General features: G+C 70.3%; 21 protein-coding genes. 8 read left to right on the top strand and 13 right to left on the bottom strand.

What is annotated here, in order from left to right:
• Positions 1 to 104 precede the first annotated feature (104 nt).
• A complete protein-coding gene (locus tag H4N58_RS14455) occupies positions 105 to 2,813 on the top strand; it encodes a glycoside hydrolase family 3 protein (protein WP_167004325.1) in 2,709 nt (902 codons plus the stop codon).
• On the opposite strand, the gene H4N58_RS14450 is transcribed toward H4N58_RS14455, so the two are convergent.
• Complete coding sequence (locus tag H4N58_RS14450) at positions 2,782 to 3,546, bottom strand: nucleotidyltransferase domain-containing protein (protein ID WP_167004322.1); 765 nt, start codon at positions 3,544 to 3,546, stop codon at positions 2,782 to 2,784. The two genes, H4N58_RS14455 and H4N58_RS14450, sit on opposite strands and share 32 nt — an antisense overlap.
• A gap of 147 nt (positions 3,547 to 3,693) precedes the next feature.
• On the opposite strand from H4N58_RS14450, the gene H4N58_RS14445 reads away from it, so the two are divergent.
• The gene (locus tag H4N58_RS14445) at positions 3,694 to 4,551 is read left to right on the top strand and encodes a hypothetical protein (protein ID WP_167004319.1); all 858 of its coding nucleotides are present in this window, start codon (positions 3,694 to 3,696) and stop codon (positions 4,549 to 4,551) included.
• Between the two features lie 668 nt (positions 4,552 to 5,219).
• On the opposite strand, the gene H4N58_RS14440 is transcribed toward H4N58_RS14445, so the two are convergent.
• The gene (locus H4N58_RS14440; RefSeq protein WP_167004317.1) at positions 5,220 to 6,278 is read right to left on the bottom strand and encodes a saccharopine dehydrogenase NADP-binding domain-containing protein; all 1,059 of its coding nucleotides are present in this window, start codon (positions 6,276 to 6,278) and stop codon (positions 5,220 to 5,222) included.
• 70 nt (positions 6,279 to 6,348) lie between these two features.
• Here H4N58_RS14440 and H4N58_RS14435 point away from each other — a divergent pair, with 70 nt between their 5' ends.
• On the top strand, positions 6,349 to 7,290 hold the full coding sequence (locus H4N58_RS14435) for a GlxA family transcriptional regulator (protein ID WP_167004314.1): 942 nt from the start codon (positions 6,349 to 6,351) through the stop codon (positions 7,288 to 7,290).
• 24 nt (positions 7,291 to 7,314) lie between these two features.
• Here the strand turns inward: H4N58_RS14435 and H4N58_RS20980 are convergent, their stop codons facing one another.
• Positions 7,315 to 7,584 carry a VOC family protein gene (locus H4N58_RS20980; protein ID WP_347877934.1) on the bottom strand — a complete coding sequence of 90 codons (270 nt, stop codon included), beginning with the start codon at positions 7,582 to 7,584 and terminating at the stop codon, positions 7,315 to 7,317.
• 172 nt (positions 7,585 to 7,756) lie between these two features.
• Here H4N58_RS20980 and H4N58_RS14430 point away from each other — a divergent pair, with 172 nt between their 5' ends.
• Both H4N58_RS14430 and H4N58_RS14425 read left to right on the top strand, forming a co-directional pair.
• Positions 7,757 to 8,503 (top strand): alpha/beta hydrolase, encoded by a 747-nt coding sequence (locus H4N58_RS14430; RefSeq protein WP_167004311.1) that lies wholly within the window; start codon positions 7,757 to 7,759, stop codon positions 8,501 to 8,503.
• 43 nt (positions 8,504 to 8,546) lie between these two features.
• The gene (locus H4N58_RS14425; RefSeq protein WP_167004308.1) at positions 8,547 to 8,873 is read left to right on the top strand and encodes an antibiotic biosynthesis monooxygenase; all 327 of its coding nucleotides are present in this window, start codon (positions 8,547 to 8,549) and stop codon (positions 8,871 to 8,873) included.
• A 19-nt stretch (positions 8,874 to 8,892) separates the two neighbouring features.
• Here the strand turns inward: H4N58_RS14425 and H4N58_RS14420 are convergent, their stop codons facing one another.
• Genes H4N58_RS14420 through H4N58_RS14400 form a run of 5 tightly spaced genes read right to left on the bottom strand, consistent with a single transcriptional unit; the run spans position 8,893 to position 14,568 of the window.
• On the bottom strand, positions 8,893 to 10,272 hold the full coding sequence (locus tag H4N58_RS14420) for an FAD-binding oxidoreductase (protein WP_208322879.1): 1,380 nt from the start codon (positions 10,270 to 10,272) through the stop codon (positions 8,893 to 8,895).
• Positions 10,273 to 10,282: 10 nt separating this feature from the next.
• Positions 10,283 to 11,671, bottom strand: a complete 1,389-nt coding sequence (locus tag H4N58_RS14415; protein WP_167004302.1) for an aldehyde dehydrogenase family protein — start codon at positions 11,669 to 11,671, stop codon at positions 10,283 to 10,285.
• Between the two features lie 13 nt (positions 11,672 to 11,684).
• Positions 11,685 to 13,085, bottom strand: coding sequence for a (2Fe-2S)-binding protein (locus H4N58_RS14410; protein WP_167250083.1), 1,401 nt, complete (start codon positions 13,083 to 13,085; stop codon positions 11,685 to 11,687).
• Complete coding sequence (locus H4N58_RS14405; protein WP_167004296.1) at positions 13,082 to 14,275, bottom strand: FAD-binding oxidoreductase; 1,194 nt, start codon at positions 14,273 to 14,275, stop codon at positions 13,082 to 13,084. Before H4N58_RS14405 ends, H4N58_RS14410 begins: the two co-directional genes overlap by 4 nt.
• The gene (locus H4N58_RS14400; protein WP_167004293.1) at positions 14,272 to 14,568 is read right to left on the bottom strand and encodes a (2Fe-2S)-binding protein; all 297 of its coding nucleotides are present in this window, start codon (positions 14,566 to 14,568) and stop codon (positions 14,272 to 14,274) included. Before H4N58_RS14400 ends, H4N58_RS14405 begins: the two co-directional genes overlap by 4 nt.
• 132 nt (positions 14,569 to 14,700) lie before the next feature.
• On the opposite strand from H4N58_RS14400, the gene H4N58_RS14395 reads away from it, so the two are divergent.
• Positions 14,701 to 15,345: a TetR/AcrR family transcriptional regulator gene (locus H4N58_RS14395; RefSeq protein WP_167004290.1), complete on the top strand. Its 645-nt coding sequence runs from the start codon at positions 14,701 to 14,703 to the stop codon at positions 15,343 to 15,345.
• Positions 15,346 to 15,391: 46 nt separating this feature from the next.
• On the opposite strand, the gene H4N58_RS14390 is transcribed toward H4N58_RS14395, so the two are convergent.
• The 5 genes from H4N58_RS14390 to H4N58_RS14370 all read right to left on the bottom strand — a co-directional run bounded on the left by H4N58_RS14390 (position 15,392) and on the right by H4N58_RS14370 (position 20,088).
• Positions 15,392 to 16,483, bottom strand: a complete 1,092-nt coding sequence (locus tag H4N58_RS14390; protein WP_167004287.1) for an ABC transporter ATP-binding protein — start codon at positions 16,481 to 16,483, stop codon at positions 15,392 to 15,394.
• The gene (locus H4N58_RS14385; protein WP_167004284.1) at positions 16,476 to 17,264 is read right to left on the bottom strand and encodes an ABC transporter permease; all 789 of its coding nucleotides are present in this window, start codon (positions 17,262 to 17,264) and stop codon (positions 16,476 to 16,478) included. Before H4N58_RS14385 ends, H4N58_RS14390 begins: the two co-directional genes overlap by 8 nt.
• Positions 17,261 to 18,103: an ABC transporter permease gene (locus H4N58_RS14380; protein WP_167004281.1), complete on the bottom strand. Its 843-nt coding sequence runs from the start codon at positions 18,101 to 18,103 to the stop codon at positions 17,261 to 17,263. The genes H4N58_RS14385 and H4N58_RS14380 overlap by 4 nt, the downstream gene beginning before the upstream one ends.
• An 11-nt stretch (positions 18,104 to 18,114) precedes the next feature.
• Positions 18,115 to 19,161 (bottom strand): ABC transporter substrate-binding protein, encoded by a 1,047-nt coding sequence (locus H4N58_RS14375; protein WP_243845106.1) that lies wholly within the window; start codon positions 19,159 to 19,161, stop codon positions 18,115 to 18,117.
• Between the two features lie 153 nt (positions 19,162 to 19,314).
• Entirely contained in the window at positions 19,315 to 20,088 is a 774-nt protein-coding gene (locus H4N58_RS14370; RefSeq protein ID WP_167250087.1) for an SDR family oxidoreductase, read from the bottom strand.
• A 439-nt stretch (positions 20,089 to 20,527) separates the two neighbouring features.
• On the opposite strand from H4N58_RS14370, the gene H4N58_RS14365 reads away from it, so the two are divergent.
• Positions 20,528 to 21,298 (top strand): hypothetical protein, encoded by a 771-nt coding sequence (locus tag H4N58_RS14365; protein WP_208322880.1) that lies wholly within the window; start codon positions 20,528 to 20,530, stop codon positions 21,296 to 21,298.
• A 1-nt stretch (position 21,299) separates the two neighbouring features.
• A complete protein-coding gene (locus tag H4N58_RS14360) occupies positions 21,300 to 23,258 on the top strand; it encodes a YhgE/Pip domain-containing protein (protein ID WP_167250089.1) in 1,959 nt (652 codons plus the stop codon).
• The last annotated feature ends 7 nt before the right edge of the window (positions 23,259 to 23,265 follow it).

Raw genomic sequence — 23,265 nt, 5'->3', positions numbered from 1 at the left:
CAGAGTGGACATTTCAGACACCGGGTCTCGGGGCAGCAGACAACCAGACCATACGGGCGTCGTACCGGCAGCATCACGCGAGGCCCCCAATGTGGGAGGGCATCATGCGACTCAGCTCACGGATCCTCCAGGTGACGGCGTCCGCCGTACTCCTTGCAGGACTGGCACTCGTCCCAACGAGTGCCCAGGCCGCCGACCCGCCCTGGATGGATACGTCATTGAGTCCCGACGAGCGGGCCGACCTGCTCGCCGCCGTCATGACGCTCGACCAGAAGCTGACGCTCTTCGAGGGCAGCGGCGCGGGGGCGGTCGCCATCCCCGAGCTCGGGATCCCCGCGCGGCGTGAGATCGACGGCGCCACCGGGGTGATCACCGGCGGGACACCGACGACGGCGTTCCCGGCCGGCCTCGCGATCGCCTCGACCTGGAACCTCGCGCGCGCTCGCCAGTTCGGGCAGCAGGTCGGACTCGAGACGCACCTGACCGGGTTCAGTGGTTGGGCCGGCCCGGAGGTCGATCTGCTGCGAACTCCCTACAGCGGACGGCAGTGGGGCTCGTTCGGTGAAGACCCGTTGCTCGGCGGACTGATCCCGGCCGCGGCCGTCGACGGGGTCGACCAGACGAACGACACCAACGGCGTGTACTCGATCGTCAAGCACTACAACGTCTACAACCAGGAGACCCAGCGGACGACGCTCGACGCGGTCCTCGACGAACGCACCCTGCGCGAGATCTACACCCGGCAGTGGGAGCCGATCGTCGCCGAGGAGCCCGGCGTCATCATGTGCGCGTTCCCGAAGGTCAACGGCAGCCCGTCCTGCGAGAACCCGCACCTCCTGTGGGACATCCTCAAGGGTGAGCTCGGCTTCGAGGGCTGGGTGAGCTCCGACTTCAACGCGTGCAAGAGCCTGGACGCCTACGTCTACGGCACCGACGTGTGCGGTCCCAGTTTCCCCGACCCGGCGCAGCTGCGTGCGGCCGTCCTGGACGGGACGATCCCGGCGGAGCGGTGGGACGACATGGTGCACCGCGTCCTGCGTACGTACTTCGCCGACGGGCTGATGGACAACCCACCGCCGGGAAGCCTCGAGAACCCACGGCCGGATCCCGAGGCGTTGCCGGACGACGTGGTCGCGGACGGCCGCGAGCGGGCGTACCGGACTGCCGTCGAGGGCTCGGTGCTGCTGCACAACCGCCGCGACGCCCTGCCGCTCGACGGGCGCGACCTCGACTCTGTCGCGGTCATCGGTGAGTCCGCCGACCGCTACATCCAGGGCTTCGGCAGCGACACCGTCATCGATCCGACGAACGTGAGCACCGTCGTCGAGGGGATCGAGGACCGGGCCGGCACCGGGGTCGACGTCACGCACGTCGCGGGCGGCGATCCTGTCCGCGCCGGAGACAACATGCCAGGCGACCAGCCCGTACCGTCGAGCGTCCTGCAGCCTGCAGAGGGGACGGGCGACGGGCTCGCCGCCGAGTGGTTCACGACCCCGGACCTCTCCGGGACGCCGGTTGCCAGCCGGGTCGAGGACCAGGTGAACTGGGGCCAGGGGCTGGTCGGCACGCTCGCCGGATTCGGGTACGACCCGACACCGGCGCCGAAGCTCCCGGACGCGATCCTCGCGGCCGAGGAGCCGTCGGCACGCTGGACCGGGACGCTCGAGCCGACCGTGAGCGGGCGCTACTCGCTCGGGCTCACGCTCCTGGGCAGCGCCACGCTCTGGGTGAACGACGAGGAAGTGCTCACGGCGAGCGCCGACCGGATCCGGCAGGAGTCGGTCGACCTGAACCTGCAGGCGGGGGAGTCGTACGACGTGCGCATCGAGTACGTCGCTGACGCGCCCGACCAGTGCTGCATCGTCACCTCCAACTTCGGGCCCGGCGTCAGGTTCACGTGGCGTCCACCGGTCGCCAACGCCTCGCCGCAGATCGACGAGGCCGTGGAGGCTGCGAGTGAGGCAGACGTCGCCGTCGTCGTCGCGACCAACTACATGGGCGAGTCGCTCGACCGCGGCGACCTGGTCCTCCCGCAGGACCAGGACCGCCTGATTCGCGCCGTGGCGCAGGCCAACCCGAACACGGTGGTGGTGCTGGCCACCGGCGGCGCTGTGCCCCTGCCGTGGCTGAGTCGGGTGGATGCCGTGATGGAGGCTTGGTATCCAGGGCAGGAGCAGGGCCGTGCGATCGCTGCGCTCCTGTTCGGCGAGGAGAACTTCTCCGGCAAGCTGCCGCTGAGCTGGCCGCGCTCGGATCGGCAGGTCGAGCGCGGGCTCAACCTCGAGAGCCCGTTCCCCGACGTCAACAACCCGAACATCACCGTGGACTACGACGACGGGGTCTTCGTCGGCTATCGCGGGTACGAGGAGAACGGCGTGAGGCCGCTCTATCCGTTCGGCCACGGGCTGTCGTACTCGAGCTTCCGCTACCGCAACGTGCGCGTCGACAACCCGCGTGCGCGTGACGACGCGCGTCCGAACGCATACCGGCCGGGACGGGTGCAGGTCAGGGTGACCAACACGAGCAGGCGGACGAGCACCGAGACCGTGCAGCTCTACAACGGGCGGTTGAACACGGACCGCGCCGAGACGCCGCCGAAGCAGCTGCTCGGCTGGGCGCAGGTCACGCTCGGGCCGCGCGAGACGCGGTGGGTCACGATCCCGATCGAGCTCTACACGCCTGAGCACAAGCTCGCGTACTGGGACACCGAGTGGGGCTACTGGATCACGCCCACCGGCAGGACCCGCCTGTACGTCGGCAGCTCGTCACAGGACATCCGCTTCACTCGGACGCTGACCGTACGGAGGCCGTGAGCAGGCGGGCAACCTCGCCGGTGAGGAACTGACGGACGTACGCGGCTCGCCGTTGGCGCTGACCGTCATCGAGGTCCACCTGCTCGCCGTTGCGGCGCTGGGCGACCTCGGCGACGAGGCTGGCGGGGACCCCGAGGGTGGCCATGCGGCCGAGAGCTTCGGCCTTGGTGATGAGCCGTCCTTCGCGGATCGTCGCGTCGGCGCGGGCGAGCACCATGAGCCCGAGATCGACGTAGAGGTCCTGGAGCCAGATCGCCTGCTTGCGCAGGGCCTGCGTCCAGTAGCCGGCCAGCTCGGCGCGTGCAGCCTCAGCGATGTCGACGACGTCCATCGGTGGAAGCCAGTCCGACGGGGGAGGGCCCACGACGACGACCGGGTCGGCCAGAAGCTCGGCGCGTGCGATCCCGCTGAGTGGGCGGCGGTAGAGCTCGCCGAACGCCCAGGTCCAGTGCTTGTGCGCCGGGTCGACGGTGTCGTCGTCGGGGACGTACACGCAGTGCAGTGCGCTCCCTCCCTCGGCGTCGCGCACGAGTCGCCCGTGCGTCTCGATGAGCATCGCCCGGGTCGCGAGCGTGGGGGAGCGGTCGAGGAGCGCGACCGCGTCAATGTCGCTGATGCCGGGGTGGTAGTCACCGGTGGCGAGGGACCCGCCGACGTAGAGGCCGACGAGGACGCCGTCGAGCGCCCGCGCCAGGTCCAGGACCACGGGTGCCGCTGCCAGTCGCGTGTCCATCAGACCGTCTCAGCCTCGTGCTCTCGTACGGCGACGTCTTCCTGGCAAGGTCTCCACAGCGCATTGTCCCGCGCAGAAGGTCCAACGGCTGGTAGACATCGTCTGCGCAAGACCCGCCCGGGGAGCGCAGAGCGTGAGGAGCCTGCGGTGACGGAGTCAGTCGCATCGTGGTCGGAGATCGTCGGCCTGATGATCGTGGGGCGCGGGCCGCTGCCCGACTTTTCCGGTGTCGTACGGGTGGTGTCGACCGACGAGGACGACGACGACGAGGACGACGAGGACGACGGCGAGGAGACGATGGTGACAGTGCATCGCGTCTTCGTGAGCGGCGAGCGTGTACGGCGCGAGTCGCTCGACGGTGTCGTGTGGGCGATTGACGGGGAAGATCAGTGGATCTGGGACGACCCGGACCTGCCGCCGGTGTGCGACCCGCATGCGGTGTCGGCCTTCGTGGAGGACGTCCTGATCACGCGGGAGCACGTCTTCGAGTGGGACGAGGACGACGAGCGGCCGATCGAGCCGATCAGGTCCGCGACGTTCCTCGGTCGGCGTGCGTGGGACGTGCGCTGGCGGCATTCCGAGCGTCGGCTCGTGATCGACGACGACACGGGGCTCGTGCTGCACCGCTCGGGCGAGGGCAATGCGATCAAGGTGGCCGAGTGGCTCGAGATCTCCGTCGGCGACGCGCTCGATGACGCACTGTTCTCGTGGGACGGTTCGGTACGAAGGGAGTCTGACGGCGTTGAGGGCGAGGGGTTGCATGGGTCGACGGGTTCGCGGATTGACACCTTGGATGCCCTCGACAAGGCCCTGTCTCGCTGGGACGAGATAGCCCCGTTGGCGGCGGAGGTCGAGGACGGGGACGACCTCATCCACCGGTTGGCTGACCTGCTCGACGTTGACCGGACTGGTGCGCGTGCGGTGGCTGAAATGCAGCTGCGGCGCGTCGCGCGCGTAGAACGGAGACGGATCCGCGAAGCACTCACCGACGAGAGGAACGAGTAGTTCTGGCAGGGGCGCACCGACCGAGCGTCGTGGAGCCTCGGGCCGTTTCACCCGTACTGGTCGACCAGTCGATGCCGCGTATGCGACGGCGCTCCCACCGCAGCCCTCGTCGCAACCGGCGACCTGCGTGCGGCGAGCTCCTTCTTCCTGTGCGCCGCATGCCTCGCCGCCGCGGAAGCTGCCGACGCCGCCGAGCTGGTTCAGCGTCGGCGGAACACGGACGCGGGCCGACCAGGCTTGCGCGATCGACCGCTCGATCCGCAGCCCATCCTTGAGGCATTCGCGCGCGGGTCGTACGAGGTCCTGCCCTGAGTTTCGCGTCGACCGGAAACCGATAACGGTTCGGTGACTCCGGTGGTATCGGTCCCGCACTGGCCAGTGCCGCGCCAGCAGCCTGGCACCACTTCGACGCCGACACGTTCGACATCGGCCGCGACGAGCTGGAGCTCAACGACGGTGCAGCGATCGGGCTTTACTCTGCCGAACGGTCGATCATCGACGCGTTCCGGCTGCGTCACCTCGAAGGATCAGAGATCGCGAACGAGGCGCTGCGCAACTGGTTGCGACGCCGAGGCCAGCCGTCGATCGTGATGCACATGGCCCGCGACTTCCCTGCTGCCCGTAGGGCGCTGCAGAACGCCCTCGAGATTCTGCTGTGAGCCCCTGGGTCACGCGGACATCGCCTGCGGGTCGCGACCGGTGGCTGTGACCTCACGCCGCAGTGTGAGCGTGTTGGGCGTGAGCGCGCGCAGGAAGTCTTCGGCGTCGAACACCTCGCCCGGAGCGACCACACCCGTACGGGTGGCGCGGCCGTCGAGCAGGCGCGCCGTCGCCTCGACGATCAACGGCGCCGTGGCGGCGTAGATGTCGCGACCGCTGGCAGCGATGCGGTGCGTCTGCGCACCGACCTGCGCGACGACATCGACCACGAACTGCTGGGACGAACGACCGCGGTCGTCGTCGGCCGGGGGAGGAGGGGTCGCCGGATCGCGGATGTCGGAGAGCGCGGATGCGCTGAGGTAGGAGTACAGCCTGTCGACGGGCAGGTGCCGTGCGATCAGGACGGGCTCGGAGAACGGGACGGCAACGACCGCTTGTTCGAACCCCTCGGTGAAGTGCCAGGTGTCGCGGGGGACAGAGTCGGGGAGTGGTGCCAGCCTCCCGTCGACGATGGTCCGTCGCGGTGCGGTGTTGCGGGTTCCCGTGAGCCGTGTGCCGGCCGTCGGCCACCAGCGGTCGAGGCCGATCGCGACCGTGAGGCTGGCCGGCTCGGTCTCACCCGCGAGCACAGCAGTCGCTAGCAGATCGGCGAGCCCGCCGTAGAACGCCATCGCCGGGATCACCGCGACGCCCGCCTGCTCCGCATCGGCAGCCCGCGCGGCGTACACGGCCTCTACGGCAGGCTGCTCTGCGGTGACGTCGAGATAGTGGGCTCCGGCCGCGACGGCAGCCTCCGACACGATCACCCCGGTATCGAGGAACGGGCCGGCGACGTTGATGACCGCGGCCGCACCGGACAGCGCGCCGCGCAACGATGCCGGATCGTCCACTCGCGCGGGCCGGATCTCGAGGCCCGGTCGACCAGCGCGCATCGCCTCGAGTCGCGTCTCGTCACGACCCGAGAGGATCGGCGTGAGCCCGCGTCGCAGCAGCTCGTCGACGACGAAGCGGCCCGTGTGACCGTACGCCCCATAGACGACGACGGGACCGAGGGAAGAAGAAGTCATGGCCCCATCCCATCGCGCGTCGCCCCGTCGAGCCAGTGTCTGAACTGACGCCTGTCGTACAGTTTCCGACATGGTCACGGTGGGGCTGGCGCTGCATGCCGACGCGATGCTGTACGAGACGGCGATCGCGGCGGAGGTCTTCGGCGTCGATCGGTCGGATCTGTCGACCGACGGCGACTGGTACTCCCTCGTCGTCGCGACACCGGACGGGTCGCCGGCGCCGTGGCTCACCGACGCCGAGAGTGTGCGGTACGACGCCCTCGCCAAGGTCGACCTCGTCATCGTGCCGTCGACGAACCACCTCGACGGCGCACCCGATCCGTCCCTGCTGCATGCGCTCCGGGCTGCGTACGCCGGGGGAGCGCGGATCGCGTCGCTGTGCACCGGCGCCTTCGTCGTCGCTGCGAGCGGGCTGCTCGACGGACGCGAGGCCGCGACGCACTGGATGCACGTCGCCGAGCTCGAGCGCCTCTATCCCTCCGTACGGGCGCGCGCCGACGTGCTCTACGTCGATGACGGTCAGCTCCTGACCTCGGCCGGGAAGACCGCTGCTCTCGACCTTTGCCTCCACCTCGTGCGCTCCGACTTCGGCAGCGCTGCCGCGAACGGGCTGGCACGCCGGCTGGTGGTGGCCGCACAACGGCCGGGGGGACAGGCACAGTTCATCGCCGCCCCTGTGAGCCCGACCGGGTCCGACCACGTCGGTGCCGCGCTGGACTGGGCCCGCGAACGCCTCGACCAGCCGCTGACGGTGACCGACCTGGCCCGCGAGGCCGGGCTCGGTGCTCGCCAGCTGGCGCGCCGGATGAGCGCCGAGACCGGACTGACCCCGCTGAAGTGGCTGCACCGAGAGCGGGTCCTGCGTGCCCAGGAGCTGCTCGAGCGGACGGACGCGTCGGTCGAGCAGATCGCCGGCCGGTGCGGGCTCGGCACCGCGACGACCCTGCGACGCCACTTCGTCAGCGCCGTCGGAGTCAGCCCGACGGCGTACCGCACGACCTTCCGCGGCTGAGCGCGCCGAGGCGCCCATCCGCCGCTACTGCGGGACGACGTCAAGCACCCACGTGACGCCGTACGGGTCGGTGAGCATCCCATACAGCGACGCCCATCCCGACGGCGCGAGCGGCTGCATGATCGTCGCGCCGGCGACGAGCTTTTCCCACACGGTGGTGATCTCCTCGGGAACGGCGCTGCGTACAGAGACGTAGTGAACGTGTCCGCCATCGCGCCGTCCGGGTCGAGCTTCGTGAGAGTCGCGCCTTAGCTCCTCATCGGCGTGATCGCCTGACGCACCGGGGCGACGCATAATCCTGTTCCTCTATGGCGTCGACCGCTGTTAACCTCCCACAAGGCCGTGCGAGAGAACGAGGAGGTGGTACCCGTGAACGTATCGACATGGGTGCTCCCCTCTGGGGTCACGGTCGGGCGATAGGTCGTCCGGGAGCGCCGTTTCACGAGCACTCCCGAAAGGCACGACCATGCGTTTCACCTCTGAACGACAACTCGACGACGGCGTCCTCGAACGCGAGTTCACCCTCGGCGAGATCCCCGGCATCCTGTGGACGCCGGCGCCCGCACCGGCCTCCGTACCGGCTCCCGCACCGGCTCCGCTCATCCTGATCGGCCACCCGGGCGGGCTGCGTGCGATGCATCCCCGGCTGGCAGGTCGGGCTCGGCGCACCGTGGCGGACGGCTTCGCGGCAGCCACCATCGAGCTCCCAGGGGGCGGTGACCGGCCCCGTCTGCCCGCCGCCGAGCAGGCTCGCGCCGATCTGGTCCGGGCGATCGAGGCCGGCCAGCCGGTCGACGAGATCGTCGACCGGCTGGTCCTCCCGCTGGTCGACGTAGCGGTCCCGGAGTGGCAGGCCACCCTGGACGCCCTCCTCGAGCTCCCCGAGATCGGCGGCCCGGTCGGATTCTCAGGCGGGGTGATCGCGATCGGCATCCGGCTGGCGCTGGTCGAACCACGCATCGCCGCCGCCAACCTGTTCGCCGGGAGCTTCGTGCCCCGCGCCATGTTCGAGGAGGCCCGTCAGCTGACGATCCCGCTGCACGTCTTGCTGCAGTGGGACGACGAGGGGAACGACCGCCAGCTCGCGCTGGACCTGTTCGACGCCTTCGGCTCGAAGGAGAAGACGCTGTACGCCAACATGGGCGGGCACACCGGCGTCCCCCGGTTCGCGGCGGACGATGCGGCCAGGTTCTTCGCCCGGCACCTGAGCTAGCACGACGCGGGCGGCGGGCCGCCCCGACGCTACGGTGGGCGGCGTGAGCATCGCCGACACGCCCGAGCCCCCGTACACGGCAGTGATCTTCACGTCGCTGCGCACCGACGGAGACCGGGGGTACGCCGTGATGGCGGCGCGGATGGACGAGCTCGCTCGCGAGCAGCCGGGATTCCTCGGGATCGAGGCTGCTCGCGACGGGCTCGGCATCACCGTCTCGTACTGGCGCGACGACGCCGCAGCCGCCAGGTGGAAGCAGGTCGCCGGGCATCTCGTCGCGCAGCAGCGCGGGCGCGACGTCTGGTACGAGGACTACAGGGTGCGCGTCGCGACCGTCACCCGTGAGTACGGCCCGGAGACCCGGGGCTGACCCGCCTCCGGGCCGGCACTCACTCGTGCAGCCCGGCGATCCGCGACCCGGCGCGCGCGAGGAGCGCAGTCTTCTCCGCCTGCGTGCGCTCCTCCCACCGGTCGGCGAGCCCGAACAGCGCGTACATGCCGTGCACGCCGATCCACCGCAACGGCTCCGGCTCCCACTGGCGCGTACGGTGCTCGTTCCACGGCAGCCGTGTGAGCGCGGAGTCGACCCCGTCGAGACGGTCGAGCAGCGTACGGGCAGCGAGGTTCGTCGCGGTGACACCGTGGCCCGCGAACCCGTACACGACGCCGACGCCGCTGGCGGCGTCGTGCGTGACGTTCGCGCACCAGTCGCGGGTGACGCCGATGACGCCGCGCCACGCGTGCGCGACCGGGAAGTCGATCCCGGGGAACATCGACTCCAGCCGGCGCCGCAGGTTCGCTGTCGTCTTCGCGTCGGAGGCGCCGAGGCCGGGAGTCCCCGAGCCGTACGTGTACGGGGTCCCGCGGCCGCCGATCGCGATCCGGTCGTCAGCGGTGCGCTGCGCATAGATGAACGTGTGCGCGGCGTCGTTCAGGCACTCGCGCCCGTCCCAGCCGATCTGCTCCCACGCCGACGCCGGGAGCGGGTCGGTCACGATCATCGACGAGTTCACCGGGATGACCTGGCGGCCGCCGAGGAGCTGGCTCGTGTACGCCTCGAGGCAGACCGCGATGCGGCCGGCGTCGACCGATCCGCGATCGGTCCGCACCCGGTGCGCGGTGACCTCCCGCGCCGGGGTGTGCTCGCTGATCGTGACGCCGCGGCGCCGCAGGACCTCAGCGAGTCCGCGGGTCAGCTTCGCCGGGTCGACCCGCGCCGTGTCGGGATAGAACATGCCGCCGTGCGCCGTTGCCGAGCTCACCCGCGCCCGCGTCTCGTCGGCGTCGAGCAGGACGACCTGCGACGGCTCATAGCCGTACCGCAGGTGCGCTTCGCGGGTCGCCTTCACGCGCGCCATCGCGGCCGGCGTCGGCGCGAGCGTCAGCTGCCCGCCCCGCACCTGGTCGGCGTCGACGCGCTCGCGCTCGAGGACGGCGAGGACCTCGTCGATCGCGCCGAACATCTCGTGCTGGAACGCGACCACGCCGTCAGCGCCCTGCGCCGACTTCCGCGCGTACACCGCCCGGTTGCCCGGCAGCAGCGGCGACAGCCAGCCCCCGTTTCGACCGGACGCGCCGTAGCCAACCTCGACGGCCTCAAGCACGAGGACGCGCGCGGAGGGGTCGCGCGCGATCGCGTAGTACGCGGTCCACAGCCCCGTGAGCCCGCCGCCGATCACGACGAGGTCGTACGCGTCCTCGAGCGCGGCGGGGCCGAACGCCGGAGCGTCGCCTGCGTGCATCCAGTGCGAGACGTCGCCGTTGCGCATGCTCATATGGTCACCGCTCCACGTAGAACACGCGCTTGTTGGCGAACTCGTCGATGCCCAGGGGTCCGAGCTCGCGACCGAAACCGGAGCGCTTCACGCCGCCGAACGGGATCTGCGTCCCCTCGCCGGCAGGCGTGTTGACGTTCGCCATGCCGACCTCGAGACGGTCGGCGACGCGGCGCGCACGCTCGGCATCGGCGCTGAAGACGGCACCGCCGAGCCCGTACGCCGACGCGTTCGCGAGCGCGACGGCCTCGTCCTCGTCCCGTACGGAGTAGACGACCGCGACCGGGCCGAACAGCTCCTCCGCGTACGCGCGCATCTGCGGCGTGACGCCGGAGAGCACGGCCGGCGCGAGGTAGGCCGCCGGGCCGGGCTCGAGCGTGCCGCCCGCGTGCAGCGTCGCGCCCTTGTCCACCGCGTCCTGGATCTGCGCGGCGAGCGACTCGGCAGCGGCACGCGAGGAGAGCGGGCGGTAGGTCCCCGGCGTCGGGTCGGTCGGGTCGCCGGGCACCAGCCCCTCGGCGAGCGCGGTGAGCTCGGCGACGAACGCGTCCGCGATGCTCTCGTGCACGATCATCCGCTTGTTGGCGTTGCAGGCCTGGCCCATGTTGCTCACGCGCACCGACCACGCCTGCTGCGCGGCCGCGGCGACGTCGTCGGTGTCGAGGACGATGTACGGGTCGGAGCCGCCGAGCTCGAGCACGCACTTCTTGAGCGCGGCACCAGCGCGGGCGGCGACCGCGCTGCCGGCACGCTCGGAGCCGGTCAGCGAGACGCCCTGCACGCGCGGGTCGTCGATGATCGTGCCGACCTGGTCGTGCGACGCGAAGACATTCGTGTAGACGCCGTCCGGCAGCCCCGCCTCCGAGGCGAGCTCGGCGATGACCTCGGCCGACCGCGGCACCGACTCGGCATGCTTGAGCAGGACGGTGTTGCCGAGGACCAGGTTCGGCGCCGCAAAACGCGCCACCTGGTAGAAGGGGTAGTTCCACGGCATGATGCCCAGCACCACGCCGATCGGGCGCCGCTGCACGACCGCCTCCGCGTCGCCGGAGACCGTGAGCGGCTGGTCGGCGAGCAGCGTCGCGGCGTTGTCGGCGTAGTACGCGAAGATGTCGCCGCTGAACCGCGCCTCACCGGCGGCCTCGCTCACCGACTTGCCCATCTCCTCCGCGGCGATCGCGGCGAGCTCGTCGGCGCGCTCAGCGAACAGGCGGCCGAACGCCGCGACACGCTCGGCGCGGTCGGCGACCGTGAGCCGGCTCCACGCGCGGTACGCGGCGTCGGCGGCGTCGAGCGCGTCGCTGACCTGGGCGTCGGTCGCGGTCTCGTACCGGCGGACCTCGACACCGGTCGCGGGGTTGACGGAGCGGTATGGGACGGGCTGGGCGGTCATGGCATTCCTCTTCTCACGGGGTCTGATCTCCTACGCGGGGCCCGCGTCGGGCGAGGGCGGCGCGTGCGGCGCGGTGGCCGGCGTCCGTGGCGTCCTCGAGGGTCTGTGCGGGCAGTGCGGCAGCCGATCCGACGACGACGGTCGTGTCGGACGCGCTCGCGGCGGGGGAGCCCGTCGGCGCGTATGTGTCTCCGGCCTTGACGTAGTGGCGCTGCCACCGTAGTTCCTCGGCCGGCCGCTCCGGGCGCGAGACGACGACGAGGTCGGCCCGCAGTCTGCGCCTGCCGGAGGCGCCCGCGACGACGACGCGGCGCGCGCCGCGCAGCCCGACGACCCGTACCGGACGACCGGAGACGACCGGCACGCCCGCCCCGGCCACCGGCGCCACCAGCGCGACGGCCCGCGCGTCCGGCTCCGGGTCGACGACCGCAGTGACGGTGACGCCCGCGGCGAGGAGCTCCTGCGCGATCTCGTACCCGGTCGCGTTCTCGGCCACGACGACCGCCCGGCGTCCGGGGCGTACGCCCTCGACGTGCAGGAGTCGCCGGACGGCCGAGGCGAGCATGACGCCCGGCTTGTCGTTGCCGGCGAAGGCCAGCGGGACGTCGTACGAGCCGGTGGCCACGACCATCGCGGGTGTGGTGACACGGATGCGGCGGCGTCGCGAGACCACGATCAGGTCGACGCCGTCGAACGTGGCGACCGCGGTCCCGTCCAGCACCTCGATGCGCGGATGCTCCTCGACCTGGCCCGCGAGCGCGAGGGCGGCGTCGCGGTCGGAGTCGTACGTGTGGGTGCGCCCGGCGGCCGTGCTCGTACGGCCGAGGGAGCGTCCGCCGAGCGCACCTCGGTGGACGAGGAGCACCGACGCGCCGTCAGCTGCGGCGCCGAGCGCGGCGGCGAGGCCGCTGAGCCCGCCTCCGACGACGGTGACGTCGACGGCGCGGGTCTCGTGCGTCGTCGCCCGTACGGCCGCCGCGGCCTGCGGCGTCGGGAGGCGTCCGGCGCCGGCGACCCACGCCATGACCCGTTCGGACAGGTGCGCGAGCCGCGGTCGCTTGGTGAACAGGCGGAACTGGAAGCCCGCGGTCAGCAGCGGCGCGACGGCGTCGGAGGCGCGGAAGATGTCGACGCCCGCGCTGGGCCAGCCGCGCTCGCGGCGTACGTCCTCGCCGCCCTCGACCGGACGCTCGCACGCGTTGACGCCCGGCAGCCCGTCGACGGTCAGCGGGCAGTTGCCGCACGCGCCGTAGCCGCACGTGTAGCCGCGCGGTCGCCGGTACTTGAAGCTGCGCGTGAGGATCCGGACGCCGTCGGCGTGCAGCGCGCCGCCGAGGGTCTGGCCGGGCGTGGCCTCGACGCTGCGCCCTTCGAACGTGAACCGGACCGGGCTGGGCGTACGGTCGTCGGTCATGCGTGGTCCTCCCCGGTGGGAACGACGAGGGACGACTCGGCGATCATGCGTCCTTCGGTGAGGCGGCGTGGCGAGAACGGGGCGAGGACGGGCGACGGCGTGCCGGTCACGATCTCCTCGGCGAGCAGTGTCGACGCGCCCGGCGCGCCCATGAAGCCGTAGACCCAGCCGCAGGTCATCACGTAACCCTCGACGTCGGGCACCGACCCGATGACCGGCGCCAGGTCGGCGGCCTGCGTGACGGTCCCGGCCCAGTTCCGCAGCAGGCGTGCGCCCGACAGCAGCGGGAAGAGCGTGACCCACTTCGTCGCCATGTCGGCGAGCAGGTCCCACGTGCTGTTCTGGCTGCGCGACTCGTCGACGTGGTGCCTCTCCGTGCCGCCGACGAACTCGCCGCGCGCGGTCTGGTGGCAGTAGCCGAGGAGCGCCAGCGCGGCGAGACCCTGCCGCAGGAACGGCGCGAGCGGCTCGGTCACGAGCATCTCGAGCCGGCTCGTGACCATGGGGAGCGTGATGCCGGCCCAGGCGTTGACGTCGAGTGCGTTGCCGCCCGCGGCGTTGAGCACGAGGCCGGCGGCGATGGGGCCGCGGCTGGTTTGCACGCCGGTGACGCGGCCGGCCGCGGTCGTCAGGCCGGTGACCGTGACGTCGCAGTAGACCTCGACACCGCGGCGCACGCCGGCCTTGAGGTATGCCCAGTTCACGGCGTCGTGGTGGGCGAAGCCGCCGGACGGCTGGACGACGCCGCCCCGTACGACGTCGGGGTTGAGCGCGGGGACGAGCGCGAGGACGTCGGCCTGGGAGAGGAGGTCGCTGTCGACGCCCTCGGAGCGGTGGTAGGCGTGGTCGCGCTCGCAGTTGGCCCACTGCTCGTCGGTCGAGGCGAGCACGAGATAGCCCGAGGAGCTGAAGAGCACGTTCATCTCGAGCTCGGCCGACAGCTGGTGCCAGCGCGTGAGGCTCAGGTCGAACAGGCCGACCCACTCCGGCGACGAGAAGATCGAGCGGATCAGCTCACCGTTGCGACCGCTCGCGCCGCCGCCGGGCCACGCGCGGTCGAGCACGGCGATGCGCTTCACGCCACGCTTGGCCAGCTCGTACGCGGTCGAGAGTCCCTGGATGCCGGCGCCGATGACGACGACGTCGTACGAGGCGTCGGGGTCTCCGGCGCGGACACCGGGGGCGCTCACGCGGGCTCCGCGTCGGGGTCGGCGAGCTCGCCGAGGCGCACCGCGTACAGCGGGGGACGGACCGTCGGACGGGCGGGGGAGTCGCCTGCGGCCGGCGCCGCGCCGACGCTCTCGAGGAACTCGTCGAGCGCGGGAGCGCAGAGCTTGCCTTGGCACGGGCCCATGAAGAGGGCCGTCGCGCGCTTGAGCGTCTCGGGGTGCGTGTAGCCGCGCTTCCAGCAGACTTTGAGGTCGTGGAGCGTGACGTCGTGGCACGGGCAGACGATCGTGCGGCGGTCGGCACGCGCGCTCATCGGCGCCGCCTCGCGGGAGACTTCATAATACGTCACTATTATGAAGCGATCCCGTGTTGTCAACGCCCTGAGCCCTTGAGTTCCTACGATCGACGCACGGGGCTCGTCAGGGCTCGACCTACAGGAGGAAATGTGGCATCCGTCCGAATCGGTCGACCGCCTCTCAACGACGAAGCCGTCGAGCAGCGCCGCTCCCACATCCTGGGGGTAACCCTCGCCCTCGTCGCGCGCGACGGCGCCGACCGCGTCCGCCTGCGCGACGTGGCACAGGAGGCGAGCGTCTCGGTCGGCATGCTCCAGCACTACTTCGCGACGCGCGACGCGCTGCTGCACGAGGCGTTCTCGGCGCACGCGCAGGAGGTCGTCGCCCGCGTCGAGGTCGCGTCGCGCGCCGACGTCGACCCGTGGGAGCGCATCCGGTCGCTCGTCCTCAGCATCACCAACCCCGAGGACTACCTGCAGCGCTGCTCGCTGTGGGTCGAGTTCGCCGCGGCGGCCTCGCGCGACGTCGGGCTGCGCACGCTGATGACCGAGGCGTACGGTCGCTGGCGCGTCCCGCTGAACGACGCGGTTCAGGCAGGGGTCGACGCAGGGATCTTCCACCCCGTCCTCCCGCCCGCGTCGGTCGTCGAGAACCTCCTCGCGCTCATCGACGGGTACGAGGTCGCGCTCGCGATCGAGGAGAAGACCGACGTCGACAAGGTGGCCGACGAGATGACCGCGGTCGCGGGGGCGCTGCTCGGGTACGACGCCGGCGCCGCGGCGGACGCCGGCTGATCCGGGCACGGGCTCACCGGTGCCCGGACGAACCGGCTGTACGACCTCAGCTCCCGAGGACGACGCAGTCCTCGGCCGACCATGTCGCGCTGACCCGGTCTCCGCGCTCGAAGCGTGACCACTGCGCCGAGCGGGCGATCTTCGCGTGGACCTCGTCGCCGCCGTCGCCGGCGACGATGTACTTCACCTGCGACCCCAGATAGACGACGTCCGCGACGCGGCCGGTCATCTGGTTGACGGCCGACTTCGAGTCCTCGGCAGGGGAGAGGCGGACCATCTCCGGACGGATGATGACCGAGGCCGGTGACCCCTTCGGTGTCGCACCCCGCTCCGGGCCCGCCGCGATCCAACCGTCGCCGACGACCGTCCCGTCGCCCTGCGACTCGCCCGCGAGGATGGTCGAGTCACCGACGAAGTCGGCCACGAACGTCGTTGCCGGACGCTCGTACAGGTCCTCTGCCGTGCCGAGCTGCTCGATCACGCCGTCGTTGTAGATCGCGATCCGGTCGCTCATCGTGAGCGCCTCTTCTTGGTCGTGCGTCACATAGACGACCGTGCTGCCGACCCGGCGGCAGAGCCGCATGATCTCCAGCTGCATGGTCTCGCGCAGGCGCTTGTCGAGTGCGCCGAGCGGCTCGTCCATGAGCAGCAACCCGGGCTCGAAGACGAAGGCGCGTGCCAGCGCCACCCGCTGCTGCTGGCCGCCGGACAGCTCCGCCGGCCGCCGGTCGGCACACTTCTCGAGCTCGACGAGCTCGAGCGCGGCGAACGCACGGCGCATCGCCTCCTTGCGGCCGACACCGCGCATCTCGAGCGGGAACGCGACGTTGCGCTGCGCGCTCAGGTGCGGGAACAGCGCGTAGTTCTGGAACACCACGCCGATGTTGCGCGCGTGCGCGGGCGTCCTGGTGATCTCGCGCCCGTCGAGCGTGACCGTCCCGGCGTCGGGCTGCAGGAACCCGGCGACCATGTTGAGCGTCGTGGTCTTCCCCGAGCCCGACGGGCCGAGCATCGTGAGGAACTCGCCCGGCTTCAGGTCGAGGTCGATCTCGTGGACGGCGACCGCATCGCCGAACCGCTTGGTGACCCCCGAGAGGGTCAGGGCTGCACCGGTCGCGACCGGGCTGTTGTCAGGCATCTCGTTCACTCCTGCGGAGGACTTGCATGGCGATGAGCGCGAGGCTGGAGACGAGCAGGAGGCACGTCCCGAGCGCCGCGAGGGTGGGGGTGACCTGCGTGCGGACCTGGATCCACATCTCGACCGGGAGGGTGCGGGTCTGCGCGTCGGTCAGGAAGATCGACACGACGACCTCGTCCCAGGACGTGACGAACGCGAAGAGCGCACCCGCGACGACGCCGGGGAGCAGGAGCGGCAGGATCACACGGCGCAGCGTCTGGAACGGCTTGGCCCCGAGGCTCGCGGCGGCGCGTTCGTAGACGGGGTCGAGCTGCGCGAAGCTCGCGCCGACGGCGATGACGACGAAGGGGATCGCGAGCACGGTGTGCGCCAGGATCAGGCCGAGCACCGTGCCGTTCAGCTGCCAGGTGAGGAACACGCTGTAGAGGCCGACGCCGAGGATGATCGGCGGCACGACGACGGGCGCGATGCTGCCGCCCTGGATCACGCGTCCGTACACGCCCAGCTTGTTGAACCCCCACGCCGCCAGGGTCCCGAGGACCGTGGCGAGCACCGTCGAGCCGAGCGCGACCTGCAGGCTGTTGAGGGCTGCCGTACCCCACTCGGGCGAGGTGAGCAGCTCGTCGTACCAGTGCGTCGTCCACTCGCCGTTGAACACGCCGAGCGTCGACGAGCCGTTGAACGACATCGGGACGACGACCAGCGTCGGCAGGAGCAGGAAGCACGCGGTGAGGACGGTGGCAGTCGTCAGTACGACCCACCGTACGGGTGGCTTCTTCATCGTGAGGCCCTCCCGAGGCGCTTGGCGAACAGGGCGACCACCATGAGGATGATCAGCGTTCCGGTCAGCAGGACGATGCCGAGCGCGCTCGCGGTCGTCAGGCCGAACTGCTCGACCTGCTCGGCGATGACCTCGCCGAGCATCGCCTGGCTCGGGGCGCCGAGCAGCGCCGGCGTGATGTAGAAGCCGAGCGAGATCGTGAAGACGAGCAGGCAGCCGGCGGCCAGGCCGGGCAGGGTCAGCGGCAGGAAGACCCGCACGAACCGGCGCCACGGCGTCGCGCCGAGGCTGGAGGCCGCGAGCAGCAGCCGGCCGTCGACGCGTGCCATCGCCGTGTAGAGCGGCAGCACCATGTACGGGAGCATGATGTGGACCATCCCGATGAGGACGCCGGGCGTCGTACGGATGAGCGACACCGGGTCGTCGGTGATCCCGAGCCCTTGCAGGGCCTGGTTGATCAGGCCGCTGTCCTGCAGGAGCGCGATCCACGCGAAGCTGCGGACGAGCAGGCTGGCCCAGAACGGCAGCAGCACGAACGCCATCAGCGCCAGGCGCAGGCGCGGCGAGACCTTGTTCATGACGTACGCGTACGGGTAGGCGAGCACGAGGCAGAGGAGGGTCGTCGCGCCCGCGATGGTCAGCGTGTTCGCGAAGACCTTGCGATAGACCGGCGACGTCATGATCGCCTCGTACGTGGCGAGCCCGCCGCTGGCGCTCTCGCGCGCCATCTGGACCAGCGGATAGAGGAAGAAGACGCCGAGGAAGAGGACCAGGGGGACGACAAGGGTCCACCCCCCGCCGCCGGGGCCGAGACGGCCCCGTCGGCGAGGGGCGGGCACCGTGCCGACCGTCACGCGAGGACCCAGGCGTTGAACGTCTCCATAACGCCCTCGAGGTTCTCGGCCCACCAGTCGTCGTTCATCGGGACCTGGGTGTCGAGGTGGTTGCTCGGACGGTTCGGGTTGGCCCGTACGGTCTCGTCCTCGGCGGCCTCGCGGTTCACGGAGCCGTAGTCGATCAGCTGGGTGAACGCGACCTGCGGGTCCTTCGTGACCATGTAGGCGATGAGCTTCATCGCCTCCTCTGCGTTCGGCGTGCCCTTCGGCACCATCCAGTACGCGTCCTGGCTCAGCCAGGTGTTCCAGTCGATCTTGACCGGGCTCGCCTTGCCGGCGTCGACGGCGCGGCCGACCCACACGAGGCCCATCGTGACCTCGCCGGACTCGAGCAGCTGCTGGCTCTGGGCCGCGGTGTCCCACCAGACGATGCGGTCCTTGATGGTGCTGATCTTCTTGAGCGCGCGGTCCACGTCGAGCGGATAGAGCTCGGCCTCGGGGACGCCGTCGGCGAGCAGTGCCGCCTCGAGGATCCCGCCGGCAGCGAACTTGTTGACGGCCCGCTTGCCGGGGAACTTCTTGGTGTCGAAGAAGTCGGCCCACGACGTCGGCGCCGTGGGGAGCTCGTCCTCGCGGTACGCGAGCACGGTGCCCTCGACGTCGGCGCCGGCACGGAACTTGTCGGCGTACCCGTCGAGCAGCGAGGCCTTGTCGACGATGTCGTAGTCGATCGGCTCGAGCCACTTGCCCTGGCTCTCGTTGCCGAAGTCGTTGGCGAGGAGGACGACGTCCCATTGCGGCTTGCCGGACTCGACCATCGCCCGCAGCTTCGCGTTCTCGGAGGGGCCGTCCTGGACGATCTTCACGTCAGGGTTCGCCTTCATGTACGGCTCGAAGAACGCCTCCGCCTGGGCTTCCTGGTAGGGCCCTCCATAGCTGGCGACGGTCAGCGTCGTCTTGCCGTCGTCAGAGGCATCGGCGCCACAGGCGCTTACAAGGGCGAGCGGAAGCATGGTCGCCGCGATCGCCGCGATCGTCCGGCATCCGAGGGATGTCTTCATGGTCACGTGTGCACTCCTGCATCGGCGGGCCGGGGCCCGGTTTTAAGTAGTGCACTATTATTAATGTCACCTTGTCAAGGGCTGCGGCGCAACCGTGGACGCTTTGAGACCAAGTTGGTGGGTGGTGCGAGCCCTCGAGGAACGTGGTGCGGCCTACCTCGCGGCATGTCGCAGGTCGGCGAGGACTCCCGCAGGCTCCTGGTCCAGCGGGAGTGTCGCCCGGTCGTGCGCACCATTGAACGCCGACGCAGTCGACGGCAGCGGGTCGGGGTCGGTCGACGCGAACGCCGCCTCCCAGTCGTCGAGCGGAGGGCCGTCGACGGAGAACACCTCGACGGTGCGGCCGGTCGCCGCAGGCGTGCGGAGTGCGTGGACCAACGTCTCGGCGACGTGCCGGCGCCGGACCGGGCCGTATTCGGTCAGGTCACCCTGTCGCAGGTCGACCCGTTCCTCGTCGCCGGTGCCGGTGCCGAACCATCCCGGCCTCACGATCGTATACGGGAGGCCGCTGGCTCGGAGCAGGCGCTCGCCGCGCCGCTTCCAGCGGAGCAGGTCGGCCGCGTCGTCGCCGGTCCCGGTGCCGGTCACGCCGATCGACGTCATCAGGGCCACCCTCGCGGTGCGGTCGCCGAGGGCCTCCACAAGCGTGCGCACTGCACCGTAGTCGACCGCCTCGTAGTCCCCGGACCCGTATGGGGCGCCGTGGGTCATGACGACGGCCTCCACGTCGGTGAGCGCAGCGGCCACGCTTGCCACGTCGCTGAAGTCGCCACCGGCGATCTCCACCGCCGGATCCGCGATGCTGCGCGCGCGTCGCGGGTCGCGGGTCAGCACCCGCGCGGTGCCTCCCGCCCGGGTCAGCTCCGCCACCACAAGCCGTCCGACAGATCCGGTGCCGCCGAGGCAGAGGACGGTGGTCGCTCCCATGTCTCCATTGGACCCCCGATCGACGCCGAACGGGTATGGCACGGGCTCGAGGAGGTCGGCAGGTGGGCCGCGGCGAACCTGAATGTGTGGTATTGACCGCTCGCCAACGCTTTTGCAGTTTCTTGTACGGCAAATCTGCGGATGCCGAAATGCTGTCCTATGGTGGCGCTTACGAAGCATGATTCCGCAATCTCGGGTAGGCGTCACGACGTTCCGTCGACGCGGCCCCGGCCTATCTCCGAGTGCCGCGACTGCATTCTCGCGGTGCTACCACCTTGTGCCCGAGTCAGAAATGGAACCCACGGTGAAGAACGACACTCTCCACGACGCCGAATGGCACGCTCGCACGCTTCTGCTGTCATTGCGTACGCCTTCTCGACGACGGCAGATGTGACACCGGATATCAACCGTCATCGTCCGCTGAACGAGGGGGAAGTGCGTGACCGTGTCAACCGGGGGGCCTGAGTCGGGCTCGAGCGAGCTTGCGTGGGGAAGTCCTGAGGTCGATGATCCGCAGCCGCTGCTGCTGGAGGCGACGTCGATCGGGGTCGACGCATCATGGGGCCAGATCTACGGCCCCATCGACCTGTCGATCCGTACGGGTGGTCTCACGGTGCTCGCGGGTCCTGGGGGTCGAGGGCGGGTCGCGCTGCTGCTCACCCTCGCCGGGAGGATGAAGCCGACGACCGGCTTCTTGAAGGCGTTCGGTCGCATCAACGACGCCCACGACCTCTTCTCCAAGGCCGTCGTGGCAGACATCGACGAGATCGACGGGATCGCCCAGGCCATCCGCGTGCACGACCTCATCACCGAGCAGGTGCGCTGGGAGGCGCCTTGGTACCGGTGGGTCAGGCAGTCCCGGCAGGAGGACCTGGAGCGGATCTGCCGGCCGGTGTTCGGCGACCTCACCCTGCCCGCGATGGACGCGTACGTCGAGGAGCTCCCGGAGCTCACCGCCGCGCTGCTGCGGATCGCCGTCGCCAACACGCACAAGCCGCCGCTGCTGGTCGTCGGGGGAGTGGACGCGCTCTCGAGCGTCCGCGCGACGTACAAGCTGCTCGACCGGCTGATCGTGCTCGGCACGGAGCAGACCGTCATCACCGCGGACATCAACGCCGGGTACGGAGACCGCCGTCTGCACGACGTGATCGACGTGCCGAACCTCATCGACAACGAGTTCGTCGAGCTCGAACGAGAGGCGTTGAGCTGACATGTTTGCCGCCTTCTCCCCGGGAAGCGACCTCAAGCGCTACTACCGCGGACGCATGCCGCGCCTTGCGCTCGTCGTCATCGTCGCGATGCCGCTGCTGTACGGCGCGCTCTATCTCTGGGCGTTCTGGAACCCGTTCGCGGCCGCCGACAAGATCCCGGTCGCCCTCATCAACGACGACGTCGGCGCGGTCGTGCAGGGGGAGAAGCTCGACGCCGGCAAGCAGGTCGCGGACGGCCTCATCGCCTCCAAGCAGCTCGACCTGCACCTCGTCTCGGCGAAGGAAGGTGCCGACGGCGTTGCCGACGGGACCTACTACTTCTCCGTCACCCTGCCGAAGGACTTCAGTGAGGCGGTCGCCTCTCCGGCCGGCGACAAGCCGCGGTCGGCGGACCTCATCTTCACGTACAACGACGTGAACAACTACCTCGCGACGATCATCGGGCAGGACGCGGCGCAGCAGGCGGTCAACGAGATCTCGGCACAAGTGGGGGTCAAGACCTTCGAGATCGCGTTGAACGAGGTGACCAACGACCTGGTGCCGAAGGTGAAGGAGGCGTCCAGCGGCGCCACCCAGCTCGACACGGGTCTGGTGAAGCTGAACTCCGGGGCGCAAGAGCTCTCGACCAAGATGGTCACCGCCAAGGACGGCTCTGCCGAGCTCGCGAGCGGTGTGGACGAGCTCGACGCGAAGGTCGACTCGGTGACCGGGGTCCTGCTGGCCGAGATCGACAAGTCGGGCATCACCGGCGCGGAGATCAGGACCACGGCGAACCAGCTCAGGGTCAACGCGAACGAGGTCGTCAAGGTCCTCGACGACGTGACCTCCGCGCAGGCCGTCGCGAGCCAGCGCCTCGACACGGTGGTCGCGCAGCTGCGAGCGAGCGGCGACGCAGCGGAACGCCGGTTGGCCAACGCCCTGAGCCCGGTGCAGGACGCGCTCGCGACGAAAGGGCTGGGCCCGCGCGCGAACGACCAGCTGACTGCGATCCGGGGCGACGCCCGGTTGCTCGATTCCGAGCTCGGCAACTCGCAGAGCCGGATCAGCGGGGCCCTGCGCGTCCTTGAGAGCGGCGAGGTCGTCAGCCAGATCAAGACCGCCCGCACCGACGTGGGGAAGCTGAAGAGCGGCGCCGACGAGCTGAGCTCCGGACTGGTGAAGCTCAGCAGCGGAGCAGACCAGCTCTCCGCCGGCACCAAGACGGCCTCGGCCGGGTCCGCCGAGCTGGCGAGCGGCCTGAAGCAGGGGGTCGGCATGATCCCCTCCTGGTCCGACGAGCAGCGCAGCGACATCGCCAAGGCCCTCGCGAAGCCCGTGCAGCTCCAGGAGGACTACCTCCACAAGGCGCCGACCTTCGGCACCGGCTTCGCACCGTTCTTCTTCGGGCTCGCCCTGTTCGTCGGCGGCATCATCGCGTGGATGCTCTTCACGCCGCTGCAGACGAGGCCGCTCGTCCAGGGGTTGGGGTCGTTCCGCGTCGTGCTCGCGTCCTACGCGCCGACGTACGCGATCGGGGTGCTCCAGGCCGGGCTCCTCTATGCCGTCGTCGTGTTCGCGATCGGGCTGAGACCGACGCATCCGTGGGCGACCTTCGGCTTCATGCTGCTGATCGTGGCGATGTTCCTCGCCATGATCCAGATGTTCAACGCGCTGTTCGGGCCCGCGGTCGGACGCGTGGTGACGCTCGCCTTCCTGATGATCCAGCTGGTCTCCGCAGGCGGGATCTATCCCGTCCCGACCACCACCAAACCGTTCCAGTACATCCACGTGATCGACCCCATGACGTACACGGTCACGGGGCTACGGCAGCTGACCGTCGGCGGGATCGACAGCCGGCTGTGGGTCTCGATCACGGTCATCGTCTGCCTCACCGTGCTGTTCCTCGCCGTCTCTACGTGGGCGGCCCGACGAAATCGGCAATACACCATGGACCGGCTCTATCCGCCGATCGAGGTCTAGGAATCGT

Source organism: Mumia sp. ZJ1417, assembly GCF_014127285.1.
Classification (GTDB): domain Bacteria; phylum Actinomycetota; class Actinomycetes; order Propionibacteriales; family Nocardioidaceae; genus Mumia.
Note: the sequence above shows the minus strand (reverse complement) of the source record. Positions and strands in the feature narration are given on the sequence as shown.